The 23,622-nt window shown below is 38.2% G+C and carries 20 protein-coding genes, 1 pseudogene and 1 riboswitch; of the genes and pseudogenes, 11 read left to right on the top strand and 10 right to left on the bottom strand.

Features of this window, described 5'->3' with window-relative positions; genetic code table 11:
• Positions 1-133 precede the first annotated feature (133 nt).
• Positions 134-502, bottom strand: a complete 369-nt coding sequence (locus B9P78_RS06635) for a hypothetical protein (protein ID WP_094518721.1) — start codon at positions 500-502, stop codon at positions 134-136.
• 171 nt (positions 503-673) lie between these two features.
• Here B9P78_RS06635 and B9P78_RS06630 point away from each other — a divergent pair, with 171 nt between their 5' ends.
• The 4 genes from B9P78_RS06630 to B9P78_RS06615 all read left to right on the top strand — a co-directional run bounded on the left by B9P78_RS06630 (position 674) and on the right by B9P78_RS06615 (position 4,834).
• Positions 674-1,234, top strand: coding sequence for an aromatic acid exporter family protein (locus B9P78_RS06630; RefSeq protein WP_094518720.1), 561 nt, complete (start codon positions 674-676; stop codon positions 1,232-1,234).
• A 114-nt stretch (positions 1,235-1,348) separates the two neighbouring features.
• Entirely contained in the window at positions 1,349-2,512 is a 1,164-nt protein-coding gene (gene alr, locus B9P78_RS06625; RefSeq protein ID WP_094518719.1) for an alanine racemase, read from the top strand.
• Positions 2,513-2,608: 96 nt separating this feature from the next.
• A riboswitch (Lysine riboswitch) is annotated at positions 2,609-2,757 on the top strand.
• A 191-nt stretch (positions 2,758-2,948) separates the two neighbouring features.
• A complete protein-coding gene (gene dapA, locus B9P78_RS06620) occupies positions 2,949-3,839 on the top strand; it encodes a 4-hydroxy-tetrahydrodipicolinate synthase (protein WP_094518718.1) in 891 nt (296 codons plus the stop codon).
• A gap of 110 nt (positions 3,840-3,949) precedes the next feature.
• The gene (locus tag B9P78_RS06615; RefSeq protein WP_094518717.1) at positions 3,950-4,834 is read left to right on the top strand and encodes an AraC family transcriptional regulator; all 885 of its coding nucleotides are present in this window, start codon (positions 3,950-3,952) and stop codon (positions 4,832-4,834) included.
• Between the two features lie 61 nt (positions 4,835-4,895).
• Here the strand turns inward: B9P78_RS06615 and purB are convergent, their stop codons facing one another.
• A complete protein-coding gene (purB, locus tag B9P78_RS06610) occupies positions 4,896-6,191 on the bottom strand; it encodes an adenylosuccinate lyase (protein WP_094518716.1) in 1,296 nt (431 codons plus the stop codon).
• Positions 6,192-6,549: 358 nt separating this feature from the next.
• Positions 6,550-7,683: a tetratricopeptide repeat protein gene (locus B9P78_RS06605; protein WP_094518715.1), complete on the bottom strand. Its 1,134-nt coding sequence runs from the start codon at positions 7,681-7,683 to the stop codon at positions 6,550-6,552.
• A 352-nt stretch (positions 7,684-8,035) separates the two neighbouring features.
• Here B9P78_RS06605 and B9P78_RS06600 point away from each other — a divergent pair, with 352 nt between their 5' ends.
• Positions 8,036-8,953, top strand: coding sequence for a helix-turn-helix domain-containing protein (locus tag B9P78_RS06600; RefSeq protein WP_233487770.1), 918 nt, complete (start codon positions 8,036-8,038; stop codon positions 8,951-8,953).
• A gap of 145 nt (positions 8,954-9,098) precedes the next feature.
• Here B9P78_RS06600 and B9P78_RS06595 read toward each other — a convergent pair whose 3' ends face one another.
• A complete protein-coding gene (locus B9P78_RS06595; RefSeq protein ID WP_094518714.1) occupies positions 9,099-9,806 on the bottom strand; it encodes a hypothetical protein in 708 nt (235 codons plus the stop codon).
• A 63-nt stretch (positions 9,807-9,869) separates the two neighbouring features.
• Positions 9,870-10,790 carry a YitT family protein gene (locus B9P78_RS06590; RefSeq protein WP_233487769.1) on the bottom strand — a complete coding sequence of 307 codons (921 nt, stop codon included), beginning with the start codon at positions 10,788-10,790 and terminating at the stop codon, positions 9,870-9,872.
• Positions 10,791-11,225: 435 nt separating this feature from the next.
• On the opposite strand from B9P78_RS06590, the pseudogene B9P78_RS06585 reads away from it, so the two are divergent.
• Positions 11,226-11,965 (top strand): annotated as a pseudogene (locus tag B9P78_RS06585) (amino acid ABC transporter ATP-binding protein).
• Positions 11,966-12,131: 166 nt separating this feature from the next.
• Here B9P78_RS06585 and B9P78_RS06580 read toward each other — a convergent pair.
• Positions 12,132-12,674: a GNAT family N-acetyltransferase gene (locus B9P78_RS06580; protein WP_094518713.1), complete on the bottom strand. Its 543-nt coding sequence runs from the start codon at positions 12,672-12,674 to the stop codon at positions 12,132-12,134.
• A 210-nt stretch (positions 12,675-12,884) separates the two neighbouring features.
• Here B9P78_RS06580 and B9P78_RS06575 point away from each other — a divergent pair, with 210 nt between their 5' ends.
• Entirely contained in the window at positions 12,885-13,853 is a 969-nt protein-coding gene (locus B9P78_RS06575) for a rhodanese-related sulfurtransferase (protein ID WP_094518712.1), read from the top strand.
• A 63-nt stretch (positions 13,854-13,916) separates the two neighbouring features.
• Here the strand turns inward: B9P78_RS06575 and B9P78_RS06570 are convergent, their stop codons facing one another.
• Genes B9P78_RS06570 through B9P78_RS06560 form a run of 3 tightly spaced genes read right to left on the bottom strand, consistent with a single transcriptional unit; the run spans position 13,917 to position 16,620 of the window.
• Positions 13,917-14,720 carry an ABC transporter ATP-binding protein gene (locus B9P78_RS06570; protein WP_094518711.1) on the bottom strand — a complete coding sequence of 268 codons (804 nt, stop codon included), beginning with the start codon at positions 14,718-14,720 and terminating at the stop codon, positions 13,917-13,919.
• Between the two features lie 14 nt (positions 14,721-14,734).
• On the bottom strand, positions 14,735-15,637 hold the full coding sequence (locus B9P78_RS06565; protein WP_094518710.1) for an ABC transporter permease: 903 nt from the start codon (positions 15,635-15,637) through the stop codon (positions 14,735-14,737).
• Between the two features lie 20 nt (positions 15,638-15,657).
• Positions 15,658-16,620, bottom strand: coding sequence for an ABC transporter substrate-binding protein (locus tag B9P78_RS06560; protein WP_094518709.1), 963 nt, complete (start codon positions 16,618-16,620; stop codon positions 15,658-15,660).
• 511 nt (positions 16,621-17,131) lie between these two features.
• On the opposite strand from B9P78_RS06560, the gene B9P78_RS06555 reads away from it, so the two are divergent.
• Positions 17,132-18,385 carry a diaminopimelate decarboxylase gene (locus B9P78_RS06555; RefSeq protein ID WP_094518708.1) on the top strand — a complete coding sequence of 418 codons (1,254 nt, stop codon included), beginning with the start codon at positions 17,132-17,134 and terminating at the stop codon, positions 18,383-18,385.
• Between the two features lie 56 nt (positions 18,386-18,441).
• Here B9P78_RS06555 and B9P78_RS10615 read toward each other — a convergent pair whose 3' ends face one another.
• The gene (locus B9P78_RS10615; protein ID WP_094518707.1) at positions 18,442-19,518 is read right to left on the bottom strand and encodes a M15 family metallopeptidase; all 1,077 of its coding nucleotides are present in this window, start codon (positions 19,516-19,518) and stop codon (positions 18,442-18,444) included.
• 143 nt (positions 19,519-19,661) lie between these two features.
• On the opposite strand from B9P78_RS10615, the gene proB reads away from it, so the two are divergent.
• The 3 genes from proB to B9P78_RS06535 all read left to right on the top strand — a co-directional run bounded on the left by proB (position 19,662) and on the right by B9P78_RS06535 (position 23,135).
• The gene (gene proB, locus B9P78_RS06545) at positions 19,662-20,477 is read left to right on the top strand and encodes a glutamate 5-kinase (protein WP_094518706.1); all 816 of its coding nucleotides are present in this window, start codon (positions 19,662-19,664) and stop codon (positions 20,475-20,477) included.
• 63 nt (positions 20,478-20,540) lie between these two features.
• Positions 20,541-21,806: a glutamate-5-semialdehyde dehydrogenase gene (locus tag B9P78_RS06540; RefSeq protein WP_094518705.1), complete on the top strand. Its 1,266-nt coding sequence runs from the start codon at positions 20,541-20,543 to the stop codon at positions 21,804-21,806.
• A 330-nt stretch (positions 21,807-22,136) separates the two neighbouring features.
• On the top strand, positions 22,137-23,135 hold the full coding sequence (locus B9P78_RS06535; RefSeq protein WP_094518704.1) for an asparaginase: 999 nt from the start codon (positions 22,137-22,139) through the stop codon (positions 23,133-23,135).
• The last annotated feature ends 487 nt before the right edge of the window (positions 23,136-23,622 follow it).

The following is a 23,622-nucleotide window of genomic DNA, read 5'->3' as shown; positions in this document are numbered from 1 at the left end:
GAGGATGAAATCGAGACCTTGGCTCGATTTCAAATTGAAAGACCTTGGCTTTCAATGGTCCCACGGCTCACAAGGAACGTACACTGTAAGGACGAAAAATCTATGATTTTATTTTTTGTCCCAGCCTCTTTTGTTATTTAAATATTGTCGCAAAGAAATGAAATACTGTCGGGCCTAAAAAAATAATGGCCAAAATAGCTAATATAATGATGACGAATACTAGTTGTTTACGGTTTTGACTACTTGGTCCTGACCATAGATATTGCTTCTCTTTTTGATGTTCAAAAAAGATTTCATTTGTATCTAAGTCTTGAAATGTTTCCTGGGGTAATTTAGCTTCAGTAAAAGACTTGGCATCGAATTCAGCTGTATCTTGTGAAAACGTAGTTTGTGGCACCTGGGTCTTCTGTGCGTTGGAAATCGTCGTTCCATATTTGTTTGAATGTTGTTTTTTCTCACGTTCAAGCGCCTGTTTTGCTTGACGGTATGTTCGACGTTTCACCTTGCACCACCCTTAATCTCATGGAAAATAATTGTTTCATTCACATGTCTATTACTACTAGTATAATCTATTTGTAGAAAAATTCAAATTGAATCCAGTAGAATAAATCTTGATTATATGCTATTATAAGGGATTTATCAATTAAATTAATGAAATTAAGGAGTATTCATCTTGTTTAAGAAAATTCATGTCGGTATGCGCACACTCAAAACGAGTTTAAGTGTTATGCTTATCGTCCTCATCGCTTCTGTTACAAGTATTGATCCACAAATATCAGCCCTTTCAGCTGTCTTCTCTCAGCGTTCCGATTTTAGTTCATCTTTCACATTTGGTATTAGGCGTACTATTGCTATTTGTTGTGGTGCCTTTGCCTCAATTGTTTATATTTTTCTATCTGGACTTTTACCTACAAATACCTTTACCACTGCCTTATTAGCCGGGGTTGGGATTGCGATTACTATTCAAGTTTCATTAATATCGAATAATTCTGCAGGTATCATTGGGGCTTCCGCTACTTTCCTGATTATTATTTTCAATATTCCAGGTGAAAATCAATATGTCTATGCCTTATGGAGGATTTTTGATACTTTCCTAGGTGCTATTATTGCTGTTGGTGTCGAATATTTCCTACCCCGTCCTCGTGTTTTAAAATGGACAGATGCCTATAATCGACATGTACCAAAATTTATACAAATCGTAACAACTGATGACGATGACCACACGATTTCTTAGACCTGATAGTGGTATAATAGATTAGAAAAATAATGTGACCAAAGGCAGTAGCATTGATTTCGCTGCCTTTTTTGGCACAATAAATCATTATTGAAATATAGAGGAGTTTCTGAAATGACTAAAGGATATCATCGACCAACCAAAGCTACCGTCTCCTTAGACGCAATTGTAGATAATTATTTTGCTATCAAGAAATTTGCAGACAATAAACCCGTTTATGCGGTTGTGAAAGCAGATGGATACGGTCTAGGTGCTGTTCAAGTTGCCCACGCTTTACAAAGAAGAGGTGCAGATGGCTTTTGTGTGGCCGTAACAGATGAAGCTATGGAATTACGCGATGCAGGTATTATCGCACCAATTATGATATTAGGTTTAACGGATCCAGATGACGCTTGGCTTCATGCAAATATGGAAATTGGTGTGACGGTATCTGATTTGCAATATTTAAAGTATGCGAAAAAACACGACAAGGAGTTTGGTCGTCGTAAATTGCACGTACATTTAAAAATTGATTCTGGTATGGGACGGATTGGCGTTCGTACAATTGAAGAAGCGCAAGCCAATGTAGATTACATCGCGAGACATCCGAAGAAATTTGTTTTGTCATCAGTATTTACACATTATGCAACGGCAGATACCTTTACTGAACATGGCATTGACAAAGTGGAAGAACAATCAGCCTTCTTTGATAATATCGTTGACAACCTAGATTTCTCTCACTTGGCCGAACGTCCGATTATTCATCAATCTAATTCAGCTTTATCCATATGGTACCCTGAAAAAACCAAAGATGCTTTACGTTTTGGTTTGGGTTTATATGGTTCGAATCCAAGTATGAATGATCGTGAATCGACTGTTGACTTAACACAAGCCCTAACGCTTGAAACAGAAATTGTCTATGTAAAACAAATGCATGCGGGTGATACCGTTTCTTATGGCGCTGAATATGTTGCTGAAGAAGATGAATGGGTGGCCACTCTACCAATTGGTTATGCTGATGGTTGGAAACGATCATATTTGGGGTTAAACGCCATTGTTGAGGGTGAATTATGTCCCACAATCGGTCGCATCTGTATGGATCAGACATTGATTCATTTACCATACGAAATGCCTATTGGTACTAAAGTAACCTTAATTGGTCGTAATGGTGAGCATACAGTAGATATTGTTGATGTGGCCAAACATGGTGGTACAATCGCCCATGAAGTGTTGACTTCATTAAGTCAACGTGTACCAATTACATATATTGATACTAAAACTAAAAAACTAAAAGATTAAGCGTTCATACATTTTCTCATGGATATTCCATCTTTTGACTTGCCTTTATAGGCCAGTCGTGTTACTTTTAGTCTAACGATTATACGAAATAAACGGTATAGATATAGAGGATGCGCAATTAATCAGTAGCTTTTAAGCGAAAGGTAATGGCGCCGAAATGCAGCTTGCTGTGTTGGGGGTAACACCGAATAGGTTTATTCCTGTCAAACCTTAATCCCATTAAGGTGAGGAGCGCTTGTCTAATACTAGGGATGAAAACATGGATATGTAGCTTTTTTGTAATGCATAGTCTTTGATGACTTTGCCATGTTTTTGAACAGATTCCTAGGTAGGCATAGAGTTGAGCTCTTGCCTGCCTTTTTTCTTTACGCTGTATTTTATATGATTGAATATTGGATTTTGCAGGGAATGCGGCACTTATATTAGGAGGAATAACATGGCTTTATTTACAGGTTCTGGGGTTGCAATTGTCACCCCTTACGACAATTCATTAGCGCAAAATATTAACTACGACGTTTTTGCAGATTTAATTGAATTTCAAATTGAAAATGGTACGGATGCAATCGTTGTTGCTGGTACAACTGGTGAAGCATCTACTCAAACAGATGAAGAACAAGTTCAATTAGTGAAATTCTGTGTAGATCGTGTCAATGGACGCGTACCAGTTATTGCTGGTGCTGGTTCAAATGACACTGCCCACGGTGTTCAATTAACAAAAGACTGTGCAGCGGCTGGTGCGGATGCCATCTTATCCGTAACACCTTATTATTTGAAAACGAGCCAAGCTGGTTTATTAGCACATTATGGTGCGATTGCGGATGCAGTACGTGAAACGCCAATCATTTTGTATGATGTACCAGGACGTACAGGAATGTCTATTAACCCACAAACGCTAGCCGAATTAAGAAAAATCGATAACATTGTAGCATTAAAAGATGCAACTGGTGACCTAGCTAAAGCCGTTGAGTCTCGCTACTATGTCGGACCAGATTTCGATATTTACTCTGGTAATGATGATACAGTGGTACCCCTGATGAGTTTAGGTGGCCAAGGTGTTATTTCAGTACTTGCCAACATCGTGCCAAAACAAGTGCACGAAATGACACAATATGCCCTAAACGGTGAATATGCCAAAGCTACAGAAATCCAAACAGCCTTCAAACCGCTAATTGATATCTTATTTAGCGAACCGAACCCTATTCCAATTAAGAAAGCTGTTTCTATGTTAGGTTTTGATGCTGGTTCTGTACGTTTACCACTTGTGCCAGCACAAGAAGAAACAGTTGCGGCACTTGAAGCAGAAATGAAACGTCTAAAATTAATTTAGCTTTTTCTTTTTTCCGGTCAATTATGTTATATTTAGAGGGAGACTTATACGAAGTCCCCTTTTTTTTATTTCAGGGACAAAACATTTAACAGAATTAGGAGTTTTGATTTATGACAATAGGAACACCGCCATTTAGAATCAAGCTGACAAAGGTTGATCAAGAAATGGTCGAACACTATAATCGTTCATCATTCCATCGCAATGAATTATTAATCCCTGTGCGTCCATTTACACTTGCATTGGGTGATAAAAAAATCGAGGTTTCATCCAGACAGATTATTATTCTCCCTGAACCTATTTCTCGAAAGATTCTTTTACCAATTGAGGATTTTGATGAGAAAGATGATAGTGGGCACAGTGGGCATCATGAAAAATTGTATGCCTATATTTTGGCTTTAGGTTCACCTTATTTAGAAGCGGTGACGACTGAATTTATTGAGACCCCGGAATTAAAAAAAATATTTGATGAACCACATGCACTATCTTTCTCGTTCGTAACTTGGCAGCATATGTTCCAAAGCTTATTACAGTTGAAAGAAGAATTAAAGCGACCTGAAGACCCCATGCAAAAGAAAATGGTATTCAATATCGTAAGCACCATCCTAATTGAACTTTTTAGAATGTTTCACTCACCAACCGAAAATCAATTGCAGTTGTCTGAGCGTGAGATTCTTGCTTATGAAATTAAACAATATATCCAAGAAACCTATCGTAAAAATATTACTTTACAAGATATCGCGGATCATTTTAACATTTCGACATCCACGGTTAACCGGGTATTCCAACCCTATTTCCATTCAACAATTTACCAATTTATTTTGGATCTGCGTTTAACCTATGCTCGAAGCTTGATAGAAAATGGCCTGACCATTACCGAATCTTGGCAGCAAGCTGGTTTCAATGATTATAGTAATTTTTATAGAGCCTTTATCAAGCACTATCATATCCGTCCCCATGAGGTGTCTAAAAAACGACCTGATAAAGACAATCACTAATAAAAAATCCCTAGCTACCAACAATTTGCTGTAGCTAGGGATTTTTCATTTTGGACTAACCTTATACCAAGCCTAAACGCTCGAAAATTTCATCTACTTTTTGAATATGATAATGATAATCAAAAGCATTATCAATTTCTGCTTGTGACAAATGATCCGTGATTTCTTTCTTCCCTTCCACTAATGGTTTGAAGGCTTTGCCTTCATCCCATGCGATTGCAGTCAAAGGTTGTACTAAATCATAGGCTGCTTCGCGGGATAATCCCGCGTCAACTAGTTTCAATAAAACACGTTGAGAATAAATTAAACCATGCGTTGCTTCCATATTACGTTTCATATTTTCAGGGAAAACAGTTAGCTTATCCATGATATTGGCAAAACGATTTAACATATAATCCACCAAAATCGTTGTATCTGGTAAAATAATACGCTCTGCACTAGAATGTGAAATATCACGTTCATGCCATAAAGTCACATTTTCGTAGGCAGTAATCACATGCCCACGAACTACACGTGCCAAACCAGCCATGTTTTCAGAACCAATTGGGTTACGCTTATGTGGCATTGCCGAAGATCCTTTTTGCCCTTTCGCAAAAAATTCTTCAACTTCCCGTGTTTCTGATTTTTGAAGTGAGCGTACTTCTGTCGCAATGTTTTCAATCATCGTAGCAATTAATGCCAATGATGCAATATATTCGGCATGTAAATCACGCGGTAAAATTTGTGTCGAAATTTCTTGTGGATGAATGCCTAAATGTTCGCACACATATTGTTCAATGAATGGTGGCACATTGGCATATGTACCAACAGCACCAGATATTTTACCTGCTTCAACACCCTTTGCGGCATGTTCAAAGCGATCGATATTACGTTTTGCTTCTGAATACCAACGCGCTACTTTTAAACCAAAAGTTGTTGGCTCAGCATGCACACCGTGTGTACGACCCATGGTGACTGTATATTTGTGTTCAATTGCTCTTTTCTTCAAAACGGATAAAAAGCGTTGTAAATCTTCACGGATAATATCATTAGCTTGCTTCAATTGGTAACCTTGCGCAGTATCTACGACGTCGGTTGATGTCAGCCCATAGTGAACCCACTTGCGCTCATCACCTAATGATTCCGATAGATTTCGAGTAAAGGCAACTACATCGTGACGTGTTTCCTTTTCAATTTCAGCAATACGGTCCGCATCAAAGCTTGCATTGGCGCGAATAGCTTTCGCATCTTCAGCTGGAACTTCACCTAGTTCAGCCCATGCTTCAGTAGCTAAAATTTCAACTTCTAACCAAGTAGCGTATTTATTCTCTTGAGACCAGATTTGGCCCATTTCTGGACGAGTATAACGTGGTATCATAAAATTCTCCTTTTATTTCATCAATTGTACATTTCAAACACTAGCCAATTATAGCATATAAAACCGGATGTGAGGACCAACGATCAGAAAGCCACCGGTGGAAGATTAGGGCAGACGATGGCACTAGTCATCGGCAATCTAATCTGAAGCGCAGGGCTTTCTGGAGGTCCGAACTCAACTTCACAGGATGTGAGAAAAGGCGCTTTGGGCCTAACAGCTGGAGAAAATATGTATTATCGAGTGCAACTCGCTGTAAATCTCGATGAAGTAGTCACCTGTCTGCTCAAACCCATTCAAGTTTCCACAATTCCAGAACAACAAAAAAACGCCTAGCGATTCGCTAGACGTTAAAAGCATCTTAATGATGATGGTGATGTTCATCATGGTTGTGGTGATGATGTTCATGATCATGATCGTGATGACTATGGTCATGTGCATCAAAATCTTCCATTAGAACATCTGGATGTTCTGTTTCAATTTTATCCAAAATGGCAGAAACTTCTGGGTCTACATTCCCTAAAATATCTTCATAGATTGCAAAATATTCATAGGCAGCTTCATATTGATCATTTTGATAGAATCGGATGGCTGCTTCTTTTAAGGCAGTCAACATATCGATTGACGGATACTCGTTAAGTCCTAATTCTTCTAAGAAAGCTTCTTGCTCTTTACCTTCAAGTACTTCAGGCCAGTCACGATCCAAGGCCTCAAGAATTTCTAATCCTTCACTTGCAACATCATTATCCTCCCACATTAAAGAGATATTATATAGCATGTATGCTTTGTCGTAATCTTCCTTGCGGTAATAAAAATCACCAATCAAAGCAAAACCATAAGCTAAATCTTCCACGCGTAATGAGTATGAAAGTCCATTTAAGATTGTTGGATATGACATACCGTATTGTTCCATTTCTTGGTATAACTCTGCCAATGCATAAATTGTTTCTACATCGTAAGGATTCCACAATAAAGCTTGTTGATATGATTCAATCGCTTCACGCCATTCGTTGGCTTTGATTTGCACCTTAGCAAATTCAATATACATACCTGCGTAATCACGGACGGTTGGCATTAATTCTGTACCTGGTTCGTTATGATAAATAAATTGGAATAGATCCAACTCATCGTAAATACTTAAGTTTTGGATGTTTTTCTTAGGAGTAAATTGATCAAAATCATCTTCCATGCGGCGGATATATAAACTCATTTCGAAATTAGCACGAACTGGATCTACTGCGGTAATCGCATGTATTCTCTTCACAAATTCTGCATCATCTTGCATCGTTACATCAGCAATCATTTGATCATAATCATTTGCTCGATCAGGAAATTTATCAGTCATTACTTGATTGAATGATGTTACAAACTCTTCAGAATGTGTATGTTTATAGTTATCGCGTAATAATTTGGAAATGGTTTGGATACAGTATCCATAATCATCTGTTGGAACTGCTTTTATACGTTCAATAAGTTGTTCTTGTTCCTTATCCATAAGCTCGTCTCCTAAAGCAATAAATTTTGATGATATTCCAATCTTGAAATTGCACCAAAGTCTATTATACTGTTTTTTTTACATTATTTAAACAAATAACCATCACACAAAAACAAGTCAGCTACTCACAAAGAAGTGGACAGCTGATTTTTTCATATAAATATGCTTTGTTCAAATTTTTCAACTAAATTATATCATATTTCCTCCTTTTCTCACCTTATATCGCTTTTTCTTAAAATTAAATTATAAAAGGTCTTGAAAACGCTTGTAGTAATTTAGTACACTTAGGGTACAAGTTAAATATTGCAAACAATTGTGATATTTAAAAATGCGAAAAATAGAAGGTGAACACTTGGAAGCTATTGCTCTAAATACCCAACAGAAACATTTATCCCTCAGTTACCACGATGAACGCAAGACGATGCTTAGAAAATCCTACAATTACGCGAGTGATATGGATTTGGAAGCTTACTCTGCTGCAACTGGTTCTTTGCATTATCATGACCATTATGAAATTTTCATTTACCTAGGCAACCAATGTCAATATATTGTCAATGAGGTTGAATATACGCTATATAATGGTGACATTATTATCATTCCACCTGCTGTACCCCACTTAATGCTAAGTGAAGAAGGTATCAATAATTCACGTTACATTCTAATGGTACCGCAAAATTTATTAGATCAATTTGCATTAGTGAACGAACCCTTACGTGAAGATATCCTTAACTTCTATGACGAACCCGGTCACTATCGATTAGACCAAGAGAGTTTAGACAAAACCATCTCTTATTTGATTAAGATATTAGAATTTTCAGATTATGCCGTTGAAGATTCAGAGTTTGTGACTGCTTATCATTTATACCAATCACTAATGAAAATCTTCCATGCCAAAAAAATTCCAAGCATGGCTGGTAACTACAAAGACGATAAACATTTCAGTCATATCATTTATTATATTGATCAACATTTTAGAGAATCTGATTTACAATTAGAACGCATCACGCAAGAATTTGATATTTCACCATACTACTTATCTAAACTATTTAGAAAAGAAATGAATCAAAATTTCCATGAGTATCTAATTGAAAAACGTGCTAACTATGCCGCACAATTAATCAATAACATTAATACAAATAAAATGTCCCTTCAAGATGTATCAAATGCATCTGGATTTGGTGATTACTCTACTTTCTACCGTTCATTCAAGAAAGTCTACAATACTTCACCGAAGAAATATGCCCAACAACATACCCAAACTATCTTATAAACAAGGGCTACGTGGATAAATGTCGCTCGAAATAAATTTGGCTATAGCTTGATACAAGAATCAAGGCTATAGCTTTCAATTTAGATATAATATAAAACCGCCAAGATTCATTCTCTTGGCGGTTTTTGTATTGTTATTATAAGGATTAAGCATCCGGTTGGTTGTGGTCTGCTTCACCTTTTTTCCGAAATTCAGAAATATCGTGAACAGCATTTACACCCTTATCCGTGATCTCAGTCTTTTTCGAAGGTGTATTACTCTGTGCTTGCTTAGCATCTTCTTCAGTCTTGTTATATGATGGTGTTGCTTCTGGCATATCAATATGATAACGATCATGAATATTTTGCGAGAACTCTTCATAAGAAATTACCTTCACAAATGAGTCTGGTGTGAAACGTGGACGATATGCTTCAGGGAACTCTTCGAATTCTGACATAGAGAACAAGAAACTCTCTCGTTGTTCTGGTGTAATGGTTGTAAAATAAGCTAAAGGAATCATATCATCGGTTAAACGCTTATTTCGTAAACGTTTAATGAAATGGACAATGTTATTTAAATCATGGTAATAGGCAAAATATAAAGCCGATTGGCGGTTTTCTAATGGCGTATTCGCATAATTAATCAACAAGGTTAATAACGCTTGCTTCTCTAATGGACTACGCTCCTCAAACCCTTCATATGTAGTACGCAACATAAACGGTTGATCCAAAGAAACCTCAGCCAATTTTGCATCATCATCATAAATTTTCAAAATACGATGAGAAACACCATTTTTGTATTCTTTATTTGAAACGTAGTAATTCTCAACAAACCCTAAATTAATCAACTTTGAATATAATTCATCTGTTCTCACATTTGCCCTCCGTTCACTAATTCCCAGTATATCCATTATACATGATAAGGCAGTCGTAAGCGCCTACTTTTTATTTTCTTTTAACGCACGTTCTCTCAACTTAGCAATACTTGAACGTTTCTGGCGTACTTCAAATGAGAATCCTCTACCTAAAACTTCTGAAACTGGTGCAACATACATAAAGGCATTTTCATCAATCTCAGATACAAAGTTTTTCACACGGAGTAATTCCTCCCGATCAACTACTGATGTCACTACCGCTCTTGGCTTTTTAGTGTAGCCACCCTTTGCTGTATAAATTGTTGTCGCTCTGTATATCTCATGCAAAATAAATTCGTTGATATCCACTGCTTTTTCGGATGTAATATTCACTTGATATCTTGCTGAACCACCAGTAATCACACGATCAACAACAAGGTTGCCTAACAAAATCCCCATCGCTGCATATAATCCACGTTCAAACCCGAATACAAGCATATTTAATAGTAGAATGGTCATATCTGTAAACATAGCAGCAGATGCAAATGTTATCGGCAAAAACATATTCATGATTTTAGCAATAATATCTACGCCACCTGTTGTTGCGCCTGCATTAAATACCATCCCTACACCGGAGGATAATAGTACCTGCCCTAACACTAAATTCACAATTGGATTATCTGAAACACCATGAGAAACAGGAAAATAGTGCTCGAATAGTGCATAGAATCCTGAATATAGGACTACCGAATAAAACGTGGTTCCACCAAATTCTTTACCAATAACAATAATACCAATAATCAACAAAATTAAGTTGATCACAAAAAGTGAAACAGAATAAGGCACGGGTACAAAGGGATTAATCACCTGAGCAATCCCCCCGGTTCCTCCCCCAACTAAAGCATCCGGGACTAAGAAAAAATATAAACCAATTGTCATCATTAATGTACCTATAGTAACGACGAACAACTGGTTAAAATTGACTTCAAATTTTAAACTTTTCAAACTCTTACCTCACTTTTCCACGCTATCAATATACAAAATATATCAAAGTATCACCTTGCATTCAATAAGCGTATTTTAATCTAGCTTATGTATTATGCAAAATTTTAACAATTTATAGCAAACTTTTGTGGAAAATAAAAAACCTAGACGATTGTTAAGCCTTCTAGGTTTCCCTTTATTACTACGCCCAAACCTCTTCTGCAATAGATTTGATTAGCGCTATTTTTGCCAGCAGTTTCCCAAATCTAACCACTCCCGTGTTGCTGTTTTATACTGTGTATTAGGCTTTTAGTAAGGTAAATTGTAAAAATCATAAAATTCTTATTCCTAAAAAGCGTGTAATGTGATAAAATTTGACAAACGAGAGTTTTTTGATTAAAATACGATTAAATTGAGTATTGAATTCGAATATAGATCCGAGAGGAATGAATAAATATGGCAGAAGCTACAGCTAAAGTAATTGTAAATGGTTTGAAGAAAAATTTTGGTAAAAACGAAGTATTAAAAGGTATCGACTTAACAGTCAAACAAGGTGAAGTGGTTTGCGTTATCGGCCCATCAGGTTCAGGTAAATCTACTTTATTACGTTGTTTAAATCGTTTAGAAGAAATCAACGATGGCGAAGTACTTGTTGACGGCACAAACATTGCTGATAAAGCAATCGATATCAACAAAGCACGTCAAAACATCGGTATGGTTTTCCAACACTTTAACTTATTCCCACATTTAAGTGTGTTAGAAAACATTACATTAGCACCTACAGAATTAGGTAAAACCGATAAAGCAGCTAGTCGTGAAACTGCATTAGCTTATTAGACCAAGTTGGTCTTGCTGACAAAGCAGATGCTTTCCCAGCTTCATTATCTGGTGGTCAAAAACAACGTGTGGCAATTGCTCGTGCATTAGCAATGAACCCAGACATCATGTTATTTGATGAACCTACATCTGCGCTTGACCCTGAGATGGTTGGTGACGTATTAAACGTTATGAAAGATCTTGCTAAAGACGGTATGACAATGGTAGTCGTAACACACGAAATGGGCTTTGCTCGTGAAGTGGCTGACCGTGTAATCTTCATGGATGGCGGTTACATTGTTGAAGAAGGTAAACCAGAAGAAATCTTCTCAAACCCTCAACATGACCGTACAAAAGAATTCTTAGACAAAGTATTATAATCCATAACAAAAAGGAGAATCGGATAAAACCGAGTCTCCTTTTTTGCATCAAATAATATATGTACAAGGATTGCCTATCTCCCTATGAAATAGGGGGATATAACACACGAAAAGCACAACAAATGGTGATTACGCTACATTTGTTGTGCTTTTGTTATCTTCATAATTATTGCCGAATTGCCCCATATAAGGCTTTATCAGCGATGCCAGTATTGTCAGCGAGGGCTTGTTTTTGAACACCTTCAAATTCAAAATTCAAATCTAAGGCTAAGGCTCGATCTGCTTCATTCGCCACATCTTGGTCAAAGCTGATACGATTCATTTGAACCTCTTTAAAAAGGAAGTGAATGATATTTTGTAGGGCCTCTTTTGCCAACCCTTTTTCTTTATATGCTTTGCCCATACAATAGACCAAATCTGCAGCTTGGGTATCACGATGGATTTCAACAACTTCAATCTCACCAATTGCTTGGCCGCTAGCTTTTTCTTCTACGCACCAACGATAAGTCTTATTCTTATCTTTACGTTTATCCCATTTCTCAATCACATCTTTACTATCTGAAACAGCGCCATGTTTCTGCCACGTCACGAATTTGGTATCTGTCATATTGCCAGCCCAATTGTGGAACATGTCTTTCGCATCGCTCATTTCAAATTTTCGTAACAATAGGTGCTGTGTTTCTATTGTTTTCGTACCTTTATGATTCATAACTAACCCCTACTAATGACTTCTTATTTGATCATCTCATTGCTTGAATGTAACAACTATTATACCACGATTTTTGCTATCAAAGAAAGCGTTTCAGTAAAATCCTCATATTTGGAACAAAAATAGTACTTGTTTGTTCATGGAATATACTCTATAATATAATCCGTATAATTTCGCAGTCATATCTGCAATATGATGGAGGAAAAATAAATGAACAACAATGATTTCCAGGTACTACTTTACTATAAATATGTACCTATTGAAGATGCTGAACAATTCGCAAAGGATGAATTACAATTCTGTAAATCAATTGGTTTACGTGGACGTATTTTAATCAGCGAAGAAGGTATTAATGGTACTGTTTCAGGACCAAAAGAAGTAACACAACGTTACATGGACCACATGCATGCAATGGATAACTTCTCAGACTTGTGGTTTAAAATCAACGAAGTAGACGATTTTGCCCACAAAAAAATGTATGTACGTTACCGCAAAGAAATTGTCGCTTTAGACCTTGAAGAAGATTTAGACCCAACTCAATTATCTGGTAATCACTTAGACCCTGTTGAATTCCGCGAAGCAATGTTGGATGAGGACACTGTCTTATTAGATACTCGTAACGACTATGAATATGACTTAGGCCACTTTAAAGGTGCTATCCGTCCAGATATTCACAACTTCCGCGAATTACCTGAATGGGTTCGTGAGAACAAAGAAAAATTCATGGATAAAAAAATCCTTGTATACTGTACAGGTGGTGTCCGCTGTGAAAAATTCTCAGGTTGGATGATCCGTGAAGGTATCGAAAATGTTGCGCAATTAAACGGTGGTATTGAAAACTACGGTCAAGACGAACAAACACGTGGCGACCTTTGGGAAGGTAAAATGTACGTTTTCGATGAACGTATTTCAGTACCTATCAACCATGTTGACCCAGTTGTTGTTGCTAAAGACTACTTCGATTGTACGCCATGTGAACGCTATGTAAACTGTGGTAACCCAGAATGTAATAAACAAATCTTGGCATCAGAAGAGAACCAAGAAAAACATCTAGGTGGTTGCAAACACGAATGTCGGGTACACCCTCGCAACCGTTACATTCAAGCAAAAAGTTGGTCTCACGATGAAATCGTAGCGCGTTTAGCTGCAATCGGTGAAACTTTACCAGCTGAAGTATAATCATCAACTCACTCAAAAAGCGGTAGGAGATATGACTCCTACCGCTTTTTCTATTGCTAATGATTAGCCTAAAATTAAGGCATCGTCGTTTAAGGCACGACCAGATTTTTGCTTGAATAGATCTAATAAGTGTTGAACAGTTAAATTGGCTTTTTCTTCACCTGAGACATCAACTACGATACGGCCATTGTCCATCATCAATAAACGGTTCCCCATATGAATAGCTTGTTCCATATCATGTGTAATCATTAAAGCTGTTAAACCTTGGCTCGCAATGACTTCTTCTGTTAAACCTAGCACCATATCAGAAGTTTTCGGGTCTAAAGCAGCAGTATGTTCATCTAGTAACAAGACTTTTGGCTCTTTCAATGTTGCCATTAATAATGTTAACGCTTGGCGTTGACCACCTGATAAAGCGCCCACCTCAGTAGTCAATCGATCTTCAAGACCTAAATCTAAACGTTTTAACGCTTCTTTGAAAATTTCACGTTGTTTATTCGTTACACCGACACTAAAACCAAACGATTTACCACGACGGTCTGCAATAGCCATATTTTCTTCAATAGTTAGACGACTTGCTGTCCCCATACGTGTGTCTTGGAAAACACGAGATACAAGACCAGCACGTTTATTTGCTGTTAAATTAGTCACATCTTTACCATCAATGATAATTTGCCCTTCGTCGACGATTAAAGAACCGGCAATTGAGTTAAGGAAGGTTGATTTCCCAGCACCATTACCACCAATGATAGTAATGAAATCTCCTTTTTCCATTGTTAAATCAATTCCTTTAAGGACGTGATTTTCATTGGGTGTTCCTGCTTCAAATGCTTTATGGATTCCTTGTAATGTTAAGATACTAGACATAATGTGCTCCCCTCCTAGGCTTCTTTACCTGATGTAATTGAATTTTTGGCTACTTTTTTCCCATGTGTACGAACTGCTGGAATGCCAAGTGCCACTGCTAAAATAAGGGCTGAGAATAAGCGAATGTCGTTTGGATTGAAGTTTAATTCCAAAACTAATAATAATAACAAACGGTAGATCACTGAACCCAGTACAACCGTTAGTAAACGTTTGACAAAAGTTAAATTCTTGCCAATAGCTTCACCAATAACAACTGATGCTAAACCGATAACCATAGCACCAACCCCCATGTTCACATCGGCATAGCCATTATTTTGTGCTAGTAAACCACCAGCCAAACCAATTAAACCATTGGAAACCATGAAACCGATGATTTTCGTCATATCTGTATTGATACCATTCGCTTCACTCATCATGTAGTTATCACCTGTAGCACGAATAGCTAAACCAATTTGTGTATCAAAGAACCATTTTAGTAAAGCAATCATTGCGACAACGACAATCACACCAATCACAATTACTGCGACTGTCTTATCTTCTATTAACTGACGCATTTGTGTAACCAAAGTTACTTGGCTTAGTAACGGCAAGTTAGCTTGACCTAAAATACGTAAGTTAATGGAGTATAAACCCGTCATTGTAATAATCGAAGCAATCAAGGCTGGAATTTTCAAACGCGTATGTAATAATCCAGTAACTAGACCTGCTAGGGCACCAATAATAAATGATAATAACGTTGCTAACCAGGGATCCATTGCAAATTCAAAAATTAAACGAGATACAACAGTTGCCCCTAATGTGAATGACCCCTCAACAGTCATGTCAGCTACATTCAAGATACGGTAGGTTAAGTAAACCCCCATAGCTAATAATCCCCATAATAAACCTTCTGAAACACTTCCTAAAATAACACTCATGTGATTTCCTCTCTCTTCCTTTATTCCGTAATCTTAATACTGTCAGGATCAATGCCTAAGGCTGCAGCCATATCTTCGTTGACATACAATTCTAATTCCTTGGCATTTTCAATTGGGATTGTCGCAGGATCCGCTCCATTCAGAATTTGCTCTGCAACATTAGCTGTTTGTTTACCCAATTCATAGTAGTTTAAGGAGAAGGTTGCTAGACCACCTACTTCAACTTGATCAATAGAACCCGCCACAACCGGTACTTTATATTGTTTTGCAACCGCACCTACAGTAGCTGCCGCTCCAGCCAAAATGTTATCTGTTGGTACGTATAATAATTCAGCTTCAGACATAATTGAATTTAAAGCTTGTTGCACATCATTCGTCGATGTTACTGTTCGAATGACAGCTGTTTTACCAGCAGCTTCAATCGCAGCTTGGGCCTGTTCAGCCTGAATTTGTGAATTCACTTCACCACTAGAATAGATAATGCCCACCTTTTCCGCATCCGGATTAATCGAAAGTAGTAATTTCACCTGTTCTTCAACCGGCATTTGGTCACTTGTACCAGCTACATTTCGCCCAGAACCCGCTAACGACTCCGCAATCCCCGCAGATACTGGATCAGTAACTGCCGTAAAAAGAAGTGGTTTCTCCTCTTCGGTTACGGCTAATGCTTGAATTGTTGGTGTACCAATCCCCATCACCATTTCTGAATCTTTCAACAGCTGACTAGCCATAGGATATAGGTTCTGCTGTTGACCTTGCGCATTCATACGATGGTATACAACATCTTCACCCTCTACATAACCCTTTTCCGTCATGCCATCAATAAATCCCTGTTCCGCTGCGTTCAATGAGTTATGATCCATAATCGATAAAATACCGATATCAATCACACCATTATCCTGGTTATTCGCACAACCACCAGCGAAAATTGCAAGTCCGGCGACGGCACTAACAAGCAATCTCTTAAAGCTTAATCTTTTCATTATTTACTCCCCTTACGATTCATTTGCAAAGAAAAAAGCACCAATCTAGATAAAATCTAAATAGGTGCTTAGAATGCTATCAATATAATAGCTCGGCCACAATAGATTTTATCTCTACGTGGCCACTGGTTACACAACAAAATGTTTAGCCATCATAGATACGGTTCAGTTGTTTACTGACGTTTGTATCTATGACGATCGAACAGACTTCATAAATACAAACTACCTAAAATAGCTAAAGTAAAAATTGTTATTCGTATGCAGGTTTCTATTGTTCATTTACAAATCCCTTTCAAATACGATTGAAGTTTTTTTGTTGCATCATTTCTATGAAATAATCATAAATTTAAATGAAAAAATTGTCAAGCCCTTTCTAAGAGATTCCTCATTTTTCCCTATCAATGTCTTACTTCCTTAGATTTACTCGATTACATCATAGATTATTTGCTTGCATAAATAGGTAAGTTTCTTCATAATGAGAACATGATTAAATTTAAAGGAGAACACAATTATGCAAACGAAACGTCCTTTTACTACCCTAGCCAAAGTTGAAGAAATAGCAGCCGAAATCCCCACACCATTTCATTTATATGATGAAGCAGGTATTCGCGATCGTTGTCGCCGTCTAAAAAAAGCTTTCTCATGGAATCCAAATTTCCAAGAATATTTTGCAGTCAAAGCCACACCAACACCTCAAATTTTGAAAATTATGCAAGAAGAAGGAATGGGTGTAGACTGCGCAACTTATACCGAACTATTATTAGCTGAAAAAGTTGGTTTCTCGGGTCATGACATCATGTTCTCTTCTAACGTAACACCAGCTATCGATTTCCAAAAAGCCGCTGAATTAGGAGCCATCATCAACTTTGATGATATTAGCCACATCGACTTCTTTAAAGAACACGTTGATACCTTCCCTGAAACCATGTGTGTTCGTTATAATCCAGGTGGAACATTTGAAGTTGCAAACGGCATTATGGATAACCCTGGTGATGCGAAATACGGTATGACGCCTGACCAAACCAAAAAAGCTTTCCAAAAATTAAGCGAATACGGTGTGAAAAACATTGGTATCCATTCTTTCCTAGTCTCAGGTTCAACTTCTAATGAATACTACCCAAAATTAGCACGTACCTTATTCGAATTAGCGGTTGAATTGAAAGATTTAACAGATTTAAACATTAGCTTCATCAACCTTTCAGGTGGTGTAGGTGTAGCTTACAAACCTGAAGATACACCTGCTGACATCGAAATCATCGGTGAAGGCGTACGTAAAGCTTACGAAGATATCTTAGTTCCAGCTGGCTTAGATAATGTTGCTATTTTCACAGAATTAGGTCGTTGGATGTTAGCTGAAAACGGTGGTTTAGTAGCCCAAGTTTTACATGAAAAAGTAACGTATAAAGATTACATTGGTCTTGATGCATCAGCAGCAAACTTACTTCGCCCTGCTATGTACGGTGCATACCACCACGTTTCAGTTCTTGGCAAAGAAGATGCACCTGCTGACCATACTTACGATGTAACGGGTGGTCTATGCGAAAATAACGACAAATTCGCGATTGATCGTCAATTACCAGAAACAACTGTTGGTGATTATGTTTGGATCCACGATGCAGGTGCTCATGGGGCTGCTATGGGTTACCAATATAACGCCAAATTACGTTCAGCAGAAGTCTTATTAAGAGAAGACGGTAGCTTCAAACAAATCCGTCGTCCAGAAACTCCTGAAGATTACTTTGCAACAATGAATTTTGATATCTAAATTGACAACATAAAAGAGGATGGCCGCGGCCATCCTCTTTTTGTTTACATCATTAATTATGACTGATTTACGGCATCTCGGAAATTTACTAGGGCATAAAATTCCTCTAGTGTTAAATCGTATTGGTGAATATATTGTGCTGCTTCTATGCCAACATATCGATAGTGCCATGGTTCAAATAAATAACCAGTAATTTGGTCCTTACCATCTGGATAACGCAAGATAAAGCCATAATCTTGGGCGTTATCTGCTAACCATTGAGCAGAAGGTTGACTTGCATACCCCTCGTCTAAAGAGCCACCAATGCTTGTCCATTCAGTGCCTAATAAATCGAAAGCAAGGCCGGTGGAATGTTCACTTGCTTCGGCAGGGGCATAATAGCTATTGGTTAACTCTAAAGCCTCTGCTTCAGAGTAGCCTTGACTTAAATAGATATTATAGGCATTTTGGACATTTTGCACTTGATAAGCTATGGTTCGATGCCCTGATATGACAGTCATAGTATACCCTGCTTGCGTAGCAGCCTCGATTAAACCGGTATAGGCTGGCTCGATTTCTGCATTAAATGGTTTACCATTAGCCGTATAGGCAAATGTCATCACTGGTTCTGTTGCTAAAGGATTTAACTTATTCACCATTTGGTATTGGCTGGCTGTTAAATCCACATCTTTTGGTAGTGCACTCACTAGTTGATTGATGGCATCTATTTGAGATATACCCAATTGCGTGGCCACACTATTGGCAATTTCTGCAACAGTATAACTTTGAATATCTCCAGCATAATCAGCCGAATAAGCAGCCATGTCTGACGCCTCTTGGTCAGTCGTCGCATTGACAGCTACTGGTGTAGTAATGGTTTCTGCTACAGCAAGTAAATTCGTTGTTTGACTGTCCTCACTAGAGGAGGCATTTGTTGCTTCACTATCATCTGTACTACTAGATGCTGCTTCACTTGAATTCACTGTCTCAGACTGGCTACTACTGACTACTTGGCTGGTTGAAGATTCACTACTGTTTGCGACTTGTCGATTGGTCAATTTGTAGCGTACATCATAAAGTCCTATCGCCAAAATAAACAACAAAACAACGATTAGATAGACTTTATGAAATCGCGTAAATTTAATATCTGACACTTTGTCACTCCTCTATTTTTGTCTTCATGTACTTCCTTTTTTATACACGCACTATGCTATAATAACAGAGTGAATTTTCAATGAATGGATAAATAACAAAATTTATCACTATATTTAAAATTATATGACAAGGATGGAACATTATGCAACGACAAGGTATTTTAACTGCCAATCGCATCGTAGTGAAAATAGGGACACACTCCCTTTTAAACGATCAAAATAAAATTAATTACTACCGTATTGATCGACTAGCCTTAGCCCTATCAACATTGATTCAACAAGGTAAGGAAGTAATCTTAGTAACCTCAGGTGCTATTGGGGTTGGTTCAGTACAAATGGGCTTGCAAGCTCGACCAACAGAAATGGCCTACCAACAAGCCACGGCTGCAGTTGGTCAAGTTGCCTTGATGAATTTATATAGCCGTTCTTTTAACTACTACAAACAATATATCGGGCAAATTCTCTTAACAAGAGACATCATCGATTTCCCAGATTCTTATAATAACTACAAAAATGCAATGAATGCCTTATTATCACAAAAAATTCTACCTATTATTAATGAAAATGATGCTGTAGCAGTTGATGAAATGGATCACCAAACTCGTTTCGGTGATAACGATACACTTTCAGCACTAGTAGCCTCGACTATGGAAGCTGATTTATTAATCCTATTAACAGATGTGGACGGCTTCTACAATGACAATCCGAAGAAAAATCCGGATGCCGTCAAATTTGATGTCTTAACTGAAGTTTCAGATGAGTTGATGACCATGGCAAAAGGCGACGTATCTGCCTTTTCAACTGGTGGCATGGAAACCAAACTAATCGCTGCTAGTGAAGCACTCAAAGAAGGTCAAATGACAGCTATCATGTCTTCAGAAGATCCCATGCAAATTATCGAATTAATGCAAGGTGAGGAAATTGGTACCTTATTCATGCCCGAAAGTCTATTAAAATAGTCTTTTTGGACAAATCCGGTTATAATAACATTACTGAAAAATACAGATTATGGAGGTATATACATGATAGATGTTCAAGGTCTATATACCCTTGGGAAAGCTGCCAAAATCGCATCTAGATCCCTAAGCAAATCATCAACGACTCAAAAGAATACTGCATTACATGAAATGGCCAATAGTTTACGTGAACAAACACCCGCTATCCTTGAAGCCAACCAAGCAGATATCCAAGCAACCAGAGACCAAGGCCGTCGCCCGGAGAGCTTTATCGAACGTATGACCTTAACAGAAGCCCGTGTGGAAGATATGGCACATGGTTTTGAAAAAGTAGCCAACCTGCCTGACATTATTGGTCATACAGACGAAATGTGGGTCACTGAAGATGGTATCGAAATCGGCAAAAAACGTGTACCACTTGGCGTCATCGGTATTATTTTTGAGTCACGGCCAAACGTCACTGCCGATGCCACTGCCCTAACTTTCAAAGCTGGTAACGCCGTTATTCTACGAGGTGGCCGTGAGACGATTGAAAGTAATTTGGCCATCGTTAAAGCTTTAAAAACCGGATTACAACGTGCAGGCGTCACTGAAGATGCAGTTAACTTAATCGACAATCCTGACCATGCCTTAGCCGAAGAATTCATGAAGATGAATGCGTACCTAGACGTCTTAATTCCACGTGGTGGGAATGCCTTAATTCAAAACGTTGTTCGTAATGCAACAGTGCCAACGATTGAAACAGGTATTGGTAACGACCACCTATACGTTCATGAGGCAGCGGATTTAGACAAAGCTTTGGCTATATTGGAAAATGGTAAATTGCAACGTGTATCTGTATGTAATGCCCTAGAAAATCTTTTAGTCGATGAAAAAATTGCGGCTGACTTTTTACCACGAGTAGCAGAAGCATTCAAAAAAGATAAAGTCCTGATTCACGGTGATGTGAAAACGCAAGCTATTCTTAGCGAATATGATGTTCAAGCAGCTACTGATGAAGATTATGCAACTGAATTTTTAGCCTACGAGATTGCGATTAAAGTGACAAGTGGCTATGAAGAAGCAATCGAACATATCCAACGCTTCTCAAGTGCACACACAGAAGTTATCGTGACTCAAGATTACTCTGTAGCACGCCGCTTCGTGGAAGACATTGATGCTGCTGCTGTAGCAGTCAACGCCTCCTCTCGCTTTACTGACGGTGACAAATTTGGTTTTGGTGGCGAAATTGGCATCTCAACCCAAAAACTACATGCCCGCGGACCAATGGGTATCGCTGCTTTAACAACCTACAAATACGTCATTTACGGTGACGGTCAAATTAGAAAATAAAAGAGTGTGACAAAAGTCGCTAAGCTTGGAACCGTTGGAAGAAAATGAACGTAAAGCCCGTACTTTGGGATTTACGGATTTGTCTGAAACGCAGTCAAAGTTGACTTTGGGAACACATTTGAATAGAGTGTGACAAAAAGCGTTTATCCCTCAACCAGTGGAAGATTAGCGTCAGTGAAGATGCCAGTCAGCACGAGCTCATCTGAAGTGGGCAGAGGGTTGCTTCGGGGAACACGTTTCAATAATGGCTGGGAATAATTTCCCAGCCTATTTATATGATAAAGCTTGGTTTTTTATCATATATCAAATAATCAATCAAGGAGTTTCATAATGACTAAACGTATCTTATTTATTCTAACTGGTGGTACTATTTCCGCCCACGAATCTGACCAAGGACTAATAGCAGGAGAAATCAATACGGAATTAGATGATATCATTGCCGCATCTGAAAATCCCCCCCACTATGAAGTCCATAATTTAATGTCTATCGATTCAACGAATATGCAGCCTGAAAACTGGGTAGCAATTGCCAATCTTATCCGTACACGTTATGACGAATTCGACGGTTTTATCGTTATACATGGTACGGACACCATGTCCTATGCCGCCGCAGCCCTTTCATATCTCATTCAAAATAGCCCTAAACCCATCGTGTTAACAGGTGCCCAGGTCCCGCTATCAAAAATTGGCAATGACGGTGTCAAAAATATTCTCGATGCTGTTTCCTACGCTACTTCTGATAACGCCTATGCGGTTTCCATTGTATTCCACGGAGAGGTCTTATTAGGAACGCGTGCACGTAAGGTACGGTCTCGATCATACCAAGCCTTCCAAACGATTGACTTTGCCAACCGGGCCGTTGTTCGCGGTCATCAAGTGCTCCAAATTTTGAATCAACCTGCTGACATGTCAAACTTAACATTTTACGATCAATTGGATACCCATGTTGGCGTCTTAAGATTAACACCAGGCTTGCCAGCTGATATCATTCAAGCCTACCTAGAATTTGCTGATGTACTCATTATTCAAGGTTTTGGTATTGGTGGTATCCCCCAATTAGCCCATCTACACTACGCCGAGCAAATCAAAAAAGCCGTTGCACGAGGGAAGTATATTATTCTAACCACGCAAGTTCCTATGGAAGGGTCAGACTATGAAGTTTACGCTGTAGGGCAGTCTTTCTTAGGCGAAAATCATTTAATCGAAACTGCCAATATCACCATCGAAGCCCTTGTCATGAAAGCTATGTGGGCTTTAGCCAATGGAAAAGACTTTGACAGCTTCAAAACAATGATTCAAACCCCAATAGACTACGACTATTTAGATTAATAGAGTGTGACAAAAGTCGCTAAGCTTTGAACCGTTGGAAGAAAATGAACGTAAAGCCCGTACTTTGGGATTTACGGATTTTTCTGAAACGCAGTCAAAGCTGACTTTGGGAACACATTTCAATAGAGTGTGACAAAAAGCGTTCAACCCTCTACCAGCACAAGCTCATCTGAAGTGGGCAGAGAGTTGCTTTGGGGAACACGTTTCAATAGAGTGTGACAAAAGTCGCTAAGCTTTGAACCGTTGGAAGAAAATGAACGTAAAACCCGTACTTTGGGATTTACGGATTTTTCTGAAACGCAGTTAAAGCTGACTTTGGGAACACGTTTCAATAGAGTGCGACAAAAGACAATATAATAAAAGAGGCTGGGACAAAAGGCCTCTAAAAAGGCGTATATAATTCTTAAAAAGAGTTGTGTACGCCTTTTACTTTGAAAAAATTCTTATAAATTTTGATTGAAATATATCATGGGAACAGGTTAAAGGA

It is taken from the genome of Aerococcus sp. 1KP-2016 (genome assembly GCF_002252085.1).
Classification (GTDB): Bacteria; Bacillota; Bacilli; order Lactobacillales; family Aerococcaceae; genus Aerococcus.
This window is presented reverse-complemented; position numbering and strand designations above follow the sequence as displayed.

Coding starts and splice junctions, on each gene's coding strand:
- B9P78_RS06570 (WP_094518711.1), bottom strand. CDS start 14,720: ATGTCTAGTATCTTAACATTACAAGGAATCCATAAAGCATTTGAAGCA.
- proB (WP_094518706.1), top strand. CDS start 19,662: ATGCAACGACAAGGTATTTTAACTGCCAATCGCATCGTAGTGAAAATA.
- alr (WP_094518719.1), top strand. CDS start 1,349: ATGACTAAAGGATATCATCGACCAACCAAAGCTACCGTCTCCTTAGAC.
- B9P78_RS06535 (WP_094518704.1), top strand. CDS start 22,137: ATGACTAAACGTATCTTATTTATTCTAACTGGTGGTACTATTTCCGCC.
- B9P78_RS06540 (WP_094518705.1), top strand. CDS start 20,541: ATGATAGATGTTCAAGGTCTATATACCCTTGGGAAAGCTGCCAAAATC.
- purB (WP_094518716.1), bottom strand. CDS start 6,191: ATGATACCACGTTATACTCGTCCAGAAATGGGCCAAATCTGGTCTCAA.
- dapA (WP_094518718.1), top strand. CDS start 2,949: ATGGCTTTATTTACAGGTTCTGGGGTTGCAATTGTCACCCCTTACGAC.
- B9P78_RS06580 (WP_094518713.1), bottom strand. CDS start 12,674: ATGAATCATAAAGGTACGAAAACAATAGAAACACAGCACCTATTGTTA.
- B9P78_RS06575 (WP_094518712.1), top strand. CDS start 12,885: ATGAACAACAATGATTTCCAGGTACTACTTTACTATAAATATGTACCT.
- B9P78_RS06615 (WP_094518717.1), top strand. CDS start 3,950: ATGACAATAGGAACACCGCCATTTAGAATCAAGCTGACAAAGGTTGAT.
- B9P78_RS06605 (WP_094518715.1), bottom strand. CDS start 7,683: ATGGATAAGGAACAAGAACAACTTATTGAACGTATAAAAGCAGTTCCA.
- B9P78_RS06560 (WP_094518709.1), bottom strand. CDS start 16,620: ATGAAAAGATTAAGCTTTAAGAGATTGCTTGTTAGTGCCGTCGCCGGA.
- B9P78_RS06555 (WP_094518708.1), top strand. CDS start 17,132: ATGCAAACGAAACGTCCTTTTACTACCCTAGCCAAAGTTGAAGAAATA.
- B9P78_RS06565 (WP_094518710.1), bottom strand. CDS start 15,637: ATGAGTGTTATTTTAGGAAGTGTTTCAGAAGGTTTATTATGGGGATTA.